Source organism: Desulfosporosinus sp. BICA1-9, from assembly GCF_000802135.1.
The window spans coordinates 1-9980 of sequence record NZ_JUEE01000017.1 but is presented as its reverse complement, the minus strand read 5'-3'; the positions used below and the strand labels follow the sequence as shown (position 1 = coordinate 9980).

General features: G+C 40.9%; 13 protein-coding genes and 1 pseudogene. 3 read left to right on the top strand and 11 right to left on the bottom strand.

Going from position 1 to position 9980, the window contains the following annotated elements; genetic code table 11:
- Positions 1-189 precede the first annotated feature (189 nt).
- The 4 genes from JL57_RS33290 to JL57_RS33275 form a co-directional block, all read right to left on the bottom strand.
- On the bottom strand, positions 190-1074 hold the full coding sequence (locus JL57_RS33290) for a helicase-related protein (protein ID WP_291299594.1): 885 nt from the start codon (positions 1072-1074) through the stop codon (positions 190-192).
- A 117-nt stretch (positions 1075-1191) separates the two neighbouring features.
- Positions 1192-1416 (bottom strand): hypothetical protein, encoded by a 225-nt coding sequence (locus tag JL57_RS33285; RefSeq protein ID WP_291299593.1) that lies wholly within the window; start codon positions 1414-1416, stop codon positions 1192-1194.
- Positions 1417-1436: 20 nt separating this feature from the next.
- Positions 1437-2852, bottom strand: a complete 1416-nt coding sequence (locus tag JL57_RS33280) for a DEAD/DEAH box helicase family protein (protein WP_291299592.1) — start codon at positions 2850-2852, stop codon at positions 1437-1439.
- A 229-nt stretch (positions 2853-3081) separates the two neighbouring features.
- Positions 3082-3240 (bottom strand): hypothetical protein, encoded by a 159-nt coding sequence (locus tag JL57_RS33275; protein ID WP_291299591.1) that lies wholly within the window; start codon positions 3238-3240, stop codon positions 3082-3084.
- Between the two features lie 269 nt (positions 3241-3509).
- Here JL57_RS33275 and JL57_RS02070 point away from each other — a divergent pair, with 269 nt between their 5' ends.
- Positions 3510-3821 carry a helix-turn-helix domain-containing protein gene (locus tag JL57_RS02070; protein WP_034140399.1) on the top strand — a complete coding sequence of 104 codons (312 nt, stop codon included), beginning with the start codon at positions 3510-3512 and terminating at the stop codon, positions 3819-3821.
- Positions 3822-4048: 227 nt separating this feature from the next.
- Here the strand turns inward: JL57_RS02070 and JL57_RS33270 are convergent.
- The 6 genes and pseudogenes from JL57_RS33270 to JL57_RS02045 all read right to left on the bottom strand — a co-directional run.
- Positions 4049-4318: pseudogene (locus JL57_RS33270) on the bottom strand (DUF3427 domain-containing protein); the annotation flags it as partial.
- Positions 4261-4548 (bottom strand): hypothetical protein, encoded by a 288-nt coding sequence (locus JL57_RS02065; protein WP_034140398.1) that lies wholly within the window; start codon positions 4546-4548, stop codon positions 4261-4263. The pseudogene JL57_RS33270 and the gene JL57_RS02065, both read right to left, overlap by 58 nt.
- Before the next feature lie 63 nt (positions 4549-4611).
- A complete protein-coding gene (locus JL57_RS02060; protein WP_034140397.1) occupies positions 4612-4980 on the bottom strand; it encodes a phage associated protein in 369 nt (122 codons plus the stop codon).
- A complete protein-coding gene (locus JL57_RS02055) occupies positions 4955-6028 on the bottom strand; it encodes a hypothetical protein (protein ID WP_291299589.1) in 1074 nt (357 codons plus the stop codon). The genes JL57_RS02060 and JL57_RS02055 overlap by 26 nt, the downstream gene beginning before the upstream one ends.
- A 133-nt stretch (positions 6029-6161) precedes the next feature.
- Positions 6162-6833 (bottom strand): hypothetical protein, encoded by a 672-nt coding sequence (locus JL57_RS02050; protein WP_291299588.1) that lies wholly within the window; start codon positions 6831-6833, stop codon positions 6162-6164.
- Between the two features lie 272 nt (positions 6834-7105).
- Complete coding sequence (locus JL57_RS02045) at positions 7106-7318, bottom strand: helix-turn-helix domain-containing protein (RefSeq protein WP_291299587.1); 213 nt, start codon at positions 7316-7318, stop codon at positions 7106-7108.
- 237 nt (positions 7319-7555) lie between these two features.
- Between JL57_RS02045 and JL57_RS02040 the strand changes: the two genes are divergently transcribed.
- The gene (locus JL57_RS02040) at positions 7556-7942 is read left to right on the top strand and encodes a response regulator (protein WP_034140395.1); all 387 of its coding nucleotides are present in this window, start codon (positions 7556-7558) and stop codon (positions 7940-7942) included.
- A 766-nt stretch (positions 7943-8708) separates the two neighbouring features.
- Here the strand turns inward: JL57_RS02040 and JL57_RS02035 are convergent.
- Entirely contained in the window at positions 8709-8927 is a 219-nt protein-coding gene (locus JL57_RS02035) for a helix-turn-helix domain-containing protein (RefSeq protein ID WP_291299586.1), read from the bottom strand.
- Between the two features lie 189 nt (positions 8928-9116).
- On the opposite strand from JL57_RS02035, the gene JL57_RS02030 reads away from it, so the two are divergent.
- On the top strand, positions 9117-9491 hold the full coding sequence (locus JL57_RS02030; RefSeq protein WP_034140393.1) for a helix-turn-helix domain-containing protein: 375 nt from the start codon (positions 9117-9119) through the stop codon (positions 9489-9491).
- The last annotated feature ends 489 nt before the right edge of the window (positions 9492-9980 follow it).

Here is a 9980-nt window from a genome sequence, read left to right as displayed (position 1 = left end):
AGCACCTTCCCTGAAAGAGCTCCTCTTTTGCTCCGTATGTTTCCCCAGAGCTACCAGAATCTGATCAAAGGTATAAGAACAATATAAATCCAGCGGATAGACCGTCCCAAACCGGTCCAAAGGCTTATCTACAAAATCGATCTTCAAATACTGATAGTCTAGTAAGTCCATTAGTTCTTGGAAAAGTCGTTAATCATTAATGGCCCAATATAGCCCCTCTTCTATAGAAGAAAACCTATTGCCCAGATCACCCAGTCCCTTACCCCATATGGTATAGTAGACCATCATGAGCATGGATCTTTCCAGCATGGTCAACGGATGTAACAAAGCACCTTTACCTAACTGGATCTGAGGTAAGATCGTCTGCATAAAACGAATCCATCGCCTGGAATTCGCCAAAGACAATCTTCCAAACGCTGCAGCCATCAGGCTTTCCCGTTCCTGCTGCACCGAATATCCCTTAAGAAAACCAACCTGAGCCGCCAACCCCACCACAGTAACCTTTTTGCTATAGACATCTTGCGGTATTACATGGTAACCCTCAAAAAACTCCCGGACACTTAGATCTCCTTTGATATCCATGAAATCATGGAGCTTGCCGATCAGATTTCGTTTCGTATTAACCGCATTTCGGATATTCTCTAAAACATAATCCTGGGCTTGCCTTTCTAATTGAATCGAGCATCCTCTAGGTACATTGGCAAAGCCATGCTTGATTTCATGCTCGACGGTTTTCCGAGTCCTAGATAACAACGCTTTGAACCGCTCTTCAAACGAATACTTCTTGTGAGCTTGTCCCACGAAGTCCAAGACTGTCAGGGCTTCTTTACCCTCACTGAGTCTTAACCCCCGACCTAACTGCTGTAAAAAGACGGTCAAGCTTTCCGTCGGACGTAGGAAAAGAACGGTATTCACCTCGGGAATATCGATCCCTTCATTATATATATCCACTACAAATACAAATTTAATTTCCTTCGTTACCAAACGACGCTTCACACTATCCCGAACCTCGTTCACAGATTCTGCAATGAGAAATTCCGAGGGGATCCCGGATTTATTAAAGACCTCTGACATGAATTCAGCATGCTTTTTGGTAAGACAAAACCCGATACCAATAATGTCCGAAGGTTCTAGGCAATATGTTTCAATCGCCTTAATGACATTCCCAACACGTTTGACAGCAACCGCTCGCTAAAAAACAAAAAGGTTTTCTATTTCTCGCTCATCATATCTTCCTGCAACCCAACGCACTTGTCTTAGGTCAACATTATCCGTCACGCCGAAATAATGAAAGGGACTGAGTAGTTTTCGTTCGATCGCTTCCCATAACCGGATTTCGGCTGCAATCCTACCTTCGAAATACGAATAGATGCTTCGTCCATCCCCTCTTTCCGGTGTTGCCGTCAGTCCCAGCAAGATTTTTGGCCTGTAATAATCTAAAAGTTCTTGATAGCATGATGGAATTCGTCAATCACAATATAATCATAGAAATCAGGCGGGGTGATCTCTGTCAGTTCTTTGGAGTTAAAGGATTGTATCGATACAAACAAGTGGTCAAAGCTATCGGGCTTTAGTCCTCCGACCATCATCGAAGCAAAGTTCAGATCTTTGAGTATCCCTCGAAAGCAGGCCATGCTTTGGCTTAATATTTCCTTCCGATGAGCGACAAAGAGTAGTTTATTCGGTTTACCCGGGTTTGCTCTGCAAAAGTCTCGATAATCAAAGGCCGCAATGACCGTCTTTCCAGTACCCGTTGCAGCAACGACTAGATTTTTAAACGAGTGATGGACTTCACGTTCAGCTTTCAATTTGTCCAGAATTTCTTGCTGATAATAGTAAGGCTTAAGATCAAAGTGAAAAGCTAAACCGTTCGCTTCATCCTGACTGCTTCTCCGCTCTGACCTCAAGGCCTTTCTCAAACGCTCGGAATCAATCGCTGCAATAAAGGGTGTAAACTCAGGATTATTCCAATACCCATCAAATGTGGCCCGGATTTTCTCTAGAATATCCACTGAGTCATATTGGGATAGCTTAATATTCCATTCCAAACCGCTCGTCATGGCTGACTCAGAGATATTCGATGATCCGATATAGACCGTACTGAAGCCTGTATCTCTCCAAAAGACATAGGTTTTAGCATGAAGGCGCGTCCGTTCAGTATCATAGGAAATATGTATTTCCGTATTGGTCAGTTTACTGAGTTGTTCAACCGCTTTAAAATCAGTAACTCCAAGATAGGAGGTCGTAATAACCCGCAGTTTGCCGCCACCCATTGTAAACTGAGTCAGCTCATTGATGATTAACCGTAAGCCACTCCACTTGATAAATGATACGAGAAAATCAATCCTGTCGCTGCTTAAGATTTCCTTTTTAAGTTCTGAGATCATGCTCGGCTCATGGACCGCCCCTGTAAAGAGGGAGTTCTCTGAAATCGATGTATCGGGTCTCACATTCTTTTCAGAACCCAGCAAGGCTGTTTGTCTGCTGGCTTTTTTGTCCACCAGGGATAATAACATCTGCGCATCCTGCTGGATGAGGAAACTCTTAATCCTTTTCAAGGTCGCTTCATCCTTTTTGAAACTAAAGCTCCCTTTTTGAATACACTTCGTAATGTACTGTAGAATCCCATTACATAAATTAACTCGGTCTCTGACGATGGTATCCCCATCATCGATATAATTAAAGATCTCGCGTAGGATTCTAGTCAGGTAATCCGCCAGAATCTTAGATGACTCAGCCGAATCCAGCGGCTGGGTATCTTTTATGACAAGCTCTTGATCCACTTTATTTAGGTTTTCGTTAACGATCTCGTTTATGATTTGTTCATACAGGCCATAGATAATTCCAGACATGCTCCACCTCTAACTTATGACTGCTTTAGCTTTTCTACTAGTGGAATAACTGCGTAGTAATATAAGTCTAACTCAGTTTGGTTAACCCACCAATGTGGCAGTGGTAGTAATATGTGAATTTACTCAATTCAGATTTAAGTATTCTAAGCATTCCTTTAAGTCTCTCCATGTTCTACTTTACCACAGGGAACACAAATTCACCTGCTAATTTGAGCTTGGCGCAGTATAGCTATAGTGTCAAGGATTTAATGTATGTAGTACGCGTCACACTTCGACAAAATGCGGGAGGTGCCAGTCCCTTAATGTGTAAATCAACACCGCTGATGAAATGAGTAACTCCCATAGCTTCAATCAAATAGACCGCCTGTTCCATCAGTACCTGCTTCAATCGCAGGCTCCCTGCGTTATTTTCGTCAAACCTTATATGAAAGCTTTTAGTGCGGGGTTCCGAAAAGCAGCAGGCAGCCCTTATTTTGGCATCTTTAATAAACATCGGTATTTTAGTCAACCACCTTTCTCATAATAATATGGAATTAAGGCATATATTCTCTTGCATTATATGGAATACAATTCCTCATGTCAATAGAAACATATGCTGTAATTCCGTATAAAGAGCCGATGTATTGTCTATAATCATATACAAGGTGGTGAATTGTAATGTATGAGGATTTATTTTACGAAAGATTAACCACGCTCCGCACACAAAAAGGAGTTTCTGCAAGGGATATGAGCCTGTCTTTGGGTCAAAGTGAAAGTTATATCAATAAAATTGAGAACAAAAAGTCGCTGCCATCCATGACAGGATTTTTTTATATCTGCGAATACCTAAATGTCCCTCCTAAGGATTTCTTTAATGACGAAGTAAGCTTTCCGACAAAATTAAATGATTTGATTAACGAGTCAAAGAGGCTAAACGACGGCCAATTGGAACATCTTCTGGCTATCATTAAGGACTTAAAGACAACCTAAAAAAAAGCAGGCAAAAGAAAAGGACTAACGTGTTGCAAGCACGCCAGCCCAACCGATTGCCTAACCGAACGGTTAGCCGGAATTAGAAGTTATAAAGAAATAACCGCAATCCTAGGGTTATTTCTTCTTTATGATCAAAACAAATCTTAGATTCCCTTAGTAGGTCATGTTGTTCTTCGGGCATCTAATAAGGAAACCAATTCTTTGGAAAACTTCACTTGTCAACATTAAATCTTTACCGTCTTCTTCATCACAAAACCCGGCAGCGGCTCCTTCATCTTCCAGACAATACTAATCGGTGCCGAGCCATGATGGCTTTGAAAATCGGCAAATCCAATACAAGTAAAGGTCGCGGCAAAAGCCCCCTCTTTCTTATACTCTCTCACAAAAAACAACACATTCCCACCACTGGTTACTTGGTTAAGATACCTCTGCCCTGTCAGTGATTCCACCGTCGTCCGGCTTTGAGACTGCCAATGAAACAGCTCTTCATTGATATATCCACCACAAAAACAAAGGTTATTTCCTTCGTTACCAGGCGCCGCTTCACGCTATCCCTCACAGCGCTCTCCGATTCCGCGACTAGAAATTCTGAAGGAATCCCCGCTTTATTAAAAACCTGAGCCATAAATTCAGAATGCTTTTTACTTAAACAAAAGCTAATTCCAATGATCTCCGCAGGATCGCGCTTGCCGATGTGCAGGTCGGCGATGTGTAGGAATTTCATTGGGCTAGGCTCCTTCACTAAATTAGGCAATTCTGACAATTATCGAATATTTTGTGCTAACCTTCAAATATATACAAACGACTGCGGTGCAAAGCTGATCCCAAAATCCGAGAGTTTTAACGGTTCCAGGTATTTTTTTACTTCACCTAACCTGTACGCGATAGCTTTTTCCTTATGCTCAAAATATTGATCATAAAACCTTTTCGTGATTCCTGAATATTCAGCCGTTATATCCCAAACCTTATCAGGGATATCTTCGATCACTCCAAGTAATTCCACTTCGCCAACTACACGCATGACCGGTGAGGTTGAATAAATAACAATTTTATCCACATCAGACTTACACTTGATTTTCCGGAACTCGAACTGTTTACTGCCGTTAAAAATATTTTCCACATGCTCAGGGTTAATCGATAATAACATTTTGCGCATCTACGTCACCCATCTCCAGTATTTTAGTAAATTGATCCTTACTGAAATCCAATTGATAAGGATGGGAATTAAACAAGCCTTGATTCTTTAAATCCTTGTGAATAACATTATGTCCTTTGCCAAAATAACCGTTATATACTAATTCCAGCATGATAATATTTTTCTGGTTCTCATATGTAACTGTTAATTCCTCCGGAGAAAAAACCGTTTTATTTCCGGCATTTTTAATGAAATCAGCAAGACTTATAGTGGTTTTACCATTACTCTTGATTACTTCCATCTTAGTTATTGTGCAATAAGATGTAACTGCTGACTTATAGGTTTTTCCCGTATCGCCTTCATATATCCGATAAATATAAACCGGTTCATCAATTTCATAATGCATCGCCGTAAAAGGAGAAGCTATGTAAACCTTAGTAATCCCATTGCCAGCTGTTTCTTCTTCAATTTCACGTTTCTTGATTTTTAGCTCAGAATACGGAAAAAGTCGATCATGGTATCTCTCATAAATCGGAATTAATCCCGCCTTGCTAAAATCTGGACGAATAAACGGAAAAGATTTATAAGGGTCGCTGTAATCAATTTTACTACGACTTTTTAAATATATACACTCACCACGCCGGTTTCTTCCCATACATATAAACCCAAATCTTTCAAAAAGGTTGATTAGTTCGGAATATTTTTCATATACTGTAACATAGATTTCCTCAGTCCTATCTTCACACCATTTCCAGAGAGAAACTCCTAACGCTCCCTCTCCAAGCCGCATACCCCGATAGCGTTCAGCCAAACGTAATGTACCAATTTTGACGCGTGATATAGCGGGAAGAATTGTTGAATCCGAAAGCTTAATGGCTTCATTTTCCCGTTTCAAATAAATAAAAGCTCCCACACCTTGTTCATCATGAAAAACGAGCGCACTCTCCCCAGCATCGCTCTTTCTTTTAAACCAGTCCGGAAATTCCTCGTAATCAGCCTTGAGAGAATCAAAAAAGCCGTCATCAAGGTCTACCTCTGAAAACTTGTGCCATTCAAACTTTCCAGCCATTCTCCTACCTCCACTCTATCACTTTAGGCATTACAATAGATGTAGTCAGGGCCTTCTTTAGAACGTATGTTCTATTGCAATTTTATACCATTTATAGATGAATTGCAAGGATCTGGGGTTAATTATCTTTGAGCTATGATTCAAATGAACCAGATAGAATATTCACCGAAACAGCTTCCTCTTCTATTTTGATAGCACGAAGTCTCTGGAACAATGTACCAAGCTGGTCCCGCATAGATTCTTTTTGTAAATGAAATTCACTTAAACGTTGATATATATTTTTTATCAGCGAGTCAAAAACATCAAAAGTAAGTTCGCCTGTAAAACCCATCGTTGTATTCATTTTTGTTTTGAGCATCTGTCGACGTTCTTCAAGTAAAGAAATATCCCGATTGAATTGCTCAACCTTAGCAGAGATTTCTTCGATTTCTTTGTTCAGCGCGGATAGTTCTTTTTCCAATTCTTTGGAGATGTTTTGTTTGGTCAAGTCCCAGGATAGCACCATACTTTGGTAGGAGTCTCGGGAACTTTTCAGCAGCTCGTCTTTGGCATGATACTCCGCACGTGCCTCAGCCAAGTCTATGCTGCAAAACTCCTGTTTGATACGCGCAAGCAGCGATTCGGCGGATGCAAATTCAGTTTGGCATACCGGGCAAGCTTTTAGTTGTGCATTTATGATTTGGGCCCGGATCTGTTCAATAGACGCAATTACTTCGTTGCAAGATGATTCCGCTTCCTGAATTCGCTGAGATATCTGCGTTCGCTGTTTGACAATGCTTTGAATTGCGTCATCCTGCACAGTCAATTCGCGAACTTTTTTAATAATTCCTTGACGATATCGAAGCCCAGGCATAAGCCGTTCTATATAGCCTGGTTCGATAATTTCATGAACAACATATTACTCTTTTAATAGCTATTTAAATAGATCGAGTAGGAAGCTCCTCATTAATTGAGCCGCCTCCTACTCGATCCTACTGTAACGACTCCCCCGAGAACATCCATACCGACGAGCTGGGGCGGCTGCTCCAGCCTAACTATGTAACAAAGCATTTTAGCGGGCTGCTGAAAAATGCAAGCTCAGCGATAAGGTTGTTTATTTTCTGTAAACCCGACCAGGTAGTCAATGCTGGTTTTATAAAACTGTGCGAGTTTAATCATAATATTTAGCGGAACATCACGCTCCCCTCGCTCATATTTGGAGTATAAAGATTGATCGCACATTAGGTATTCCGCAACTTGTTGTTGGGTTAGATCATGATCTTCACGAACATCACGTATTCTTAATCGCATCAGCATCACCAAAGCAAGTATATCTTAGGACGATAAGTCCTATTGACATATTGGACTATTTGTCCTAAAACTATTCAACAAAAGCCACCGATGTGATTGCTGAGCTACAGCAGTTACAGGGATACGGAACAACATAATATTGATCTTGCCAGCTTCGAACTGCTGGTGGTGAACAATGTGGAAGACGAACGCCCGAACAATAAAAACTTCGTTTTAAATAGGTGGAGGAGATGAGCTTTGCTTAATATTGGCATTTGTGATGACAGGTTATTGTGTCGGCTGTTATTGGAAACATTCATTCATTTATATGAAGAAGAAAAGGGGGTTTTATTTGATATTTACCAATTTGGCAGTGGTGAAGAGCTTCTCGAAGAACTTAATAAGCGTGATATAATTTTTGACCTTCTTTTTCTTGATAATAGCATGAATAAGCTGACTGGTCTTGAAACCGCCAAACAAATACGGCAATCCGATTCCATGTCAACATGCAGTATAGTGTTTGTGACATCTGCAGATGATCACAAACAATTCATGCAGGTCCAGCCTTTACAAGTAGTATGCAAGCCCGGTACCCAGGAACGTATTGATGCTATATTAGATAATGTTCTGGCCCAAAAGGCGTAATAGTAAGCTTACTTTCCTATACATAATTATTCGGCGAAACGCGCTCATGAGTTGTCATTTATTGTCGTTTCGCAAAGGTACCCGGAACCTTCTCGGAACGACAACAAATGACAGCCCGCTAGACGTTACGCCGAGTACGTAATCCCAAGAAGGATGAGCGCCTGGGTGTAGATCAAATTCGTCACCAGTGACGAATTTGGATTGCCGTCACTGTCGAGTGTGGCAATCAGTTTCGTCGCGAAGTAGTTCCTTACCTACGATTCCATTCTGCTCTGCGGCTCTTTCAACTCTTCAATCAAACCAATATATTGAGTTGAGTCCTAGAATGACCGCTATAACAATAGCACGAACACACTGGCCAACTAGACGTATCCACGGTTCTAACAACTATATATCATTCACCTTATAGCGATCTAAATATCAATTAATTATTTATACTCATTCATAAAGTATTGTCGAATTTCCCAACATAACAGAGGTTCCAGGAACCTGCCGTAACGGCGATCATTACCATACTTGCTAAGTAACTCCAGTTCATCTATCCTTTCAAACAAGGCTTCTCCACAAGCACTTTCATATTTGTAATTCATTACAAATACGTACGGATCTTTCAAAATATTATTAGGATTTGCATAAGTAATGCCGTCTTTTATTGTTCATCTAAACACTCGGAATCAGATAAGTATCCTAGGGTTATCCTGCACCGTTTGGGGTCTAGTGTATGATGAAAGCAAGACATTCCCCAACGGTTAATGAGATACGTTGATTAATTGCATAATCCTGAATCTGAAGTAAACGTTTCAATAGAGACATTCAATTCTTTAAACAGCCTAATCCATTGGTTCGGTGTTCCTTTATATAACCCCCTTTCGATCCCAAAGAGACGCTGCCTTTTCAAGCCCGTTCTATGTTCTAATTCTCGCAGAGTTATTCCTCTATGTAACCGCCATCTTTTCAAGTTTCGACCAAAATGGCATTCATTCACTTCCATTGCCTCCTTTATTTACCCAACAGATTTAATTCACATTTTTAATCATTATAACATTAATTGTCCTATTTTGTGAACTATAAAGGGTTTGTTTTCTTTAAAAAAGAACAAAATAACATGACCATTTTTATCATGTGTTATGAACATTGGAATATATGGCAAGTATCTAAGAAAGGGGGCATGCCCGTGCTAGATATTGGAAAAAAACTTAAAGAAATTCGGCTGACCAAAGGTCTCAGTGCCATGGAATTATCTCATCTGTCTGGGGTGGCTCGCAGCCTTATCAGCCAATTGGAGACCGGAAAGCGCCAATCAACCGGTATTGATACCATTTGTCGTCTAGCACTTGCACTTGAGGTTTCCCCCACCGTCTTTCTTAGCAGCGAGCCTCCCGATAACGCTCAAACTAAGGCGGACCTCTCTACATTCATGATTAATGAAGGAAGTCAACCTTACCTCCGTCTGGCACAAAAAGCAGAAAAGTCCGGTCTATCACCGGATCTTCTGGAAGAACTCATTGATGTTATCGTTAGACTTCGTGCTGCCCCCCCGTTGTCATAATAACCCCTTACTTACTGAGGTTGCTACTCAAAGTCCAGCAGAACGAAAACAAGGTGCTCCGCGTCAAATACGAAGCACCTTGCATTTTTCATTTCCCATTGAATTACAGGAACACAAAAGGCACCAGTTTATATCAACCGACACCTTTATAAGAAATTTCTAGTTCTTCTATGTGACTATCGGGAATACTTAGGGTTAGAAAATTTTTCTTCCGAGCGTAAGAAGTCGAGTTTGAATTTGCCATCACAGACCTTAATAATTGAAAAGGTCCCCCTGGAAATGAAAGTACCCTGACCCTCTTTCTTATCACATTCTTGCAATAATCTAACTATACAGCATCGAGTTTATCAGACCTTCACCGTCTTCTTCATCACAAACCCTGGCAAAGACTCCTTCATCTTCCATACAATACTGATCGGCGCTGAGCCATAGTGACTCTGAAAGTCAGCAAATCCGATACAAGTAAATGGCGAAGCAAACGTTGCCTCT

Bases quoted from the DNA above. Each gene is read 5' to 3' on its own strand.
- JL57_RS33290 (WP_291299594.1), bottom strand. From the start codon at position 1,074: ATGTCAGAGGTCTTTAATAAATCCGGGATCCCCTCGGAATTTCTCATT.
- JL57_RS33280 (WP_291299592.1), bottom strand. From the start codon at position 2,852: ATGTCTGGAATTATCTATGGCCTGTATGAACAAATCATAAACGAGATC.
- JL57_RS02070 (WP_034140399.1), top strand. From the start codon at position 3,510: ATGTATGAGGATTTATTTTACGAAAGATTAACCACGCTCCGCACACAA.
- JL57_RS02065 (WP_034140398.1), bottom strand. From the start codon at position 4,548: ATGAAATTCCTACACATCGCCGACCTGCACATCGGCAAGCGCGATCCT.
- JL57_RS02060 (WP_034140397.1), bottom strand. From the start codon at position 4,980: ATGCGCAAAATGTTATTATCGATTAACCCTGAGCATGTGGAAAATATT.
- JL57_RS02055 (WP_291299589.1), bottom strand. From the start codon at position 6,028: ATGGCTGGAAAGTTTGAATGGCACAAGTTTTCAGAGGTAGACCTTGAT.
- JL57_RS02045 (WP_291299587.1), bottom strand. From the start codon at position 7,318: ATGCGATTAAGAATACGTGATGTTCGTGAAGATCATGATCTAACCCAA.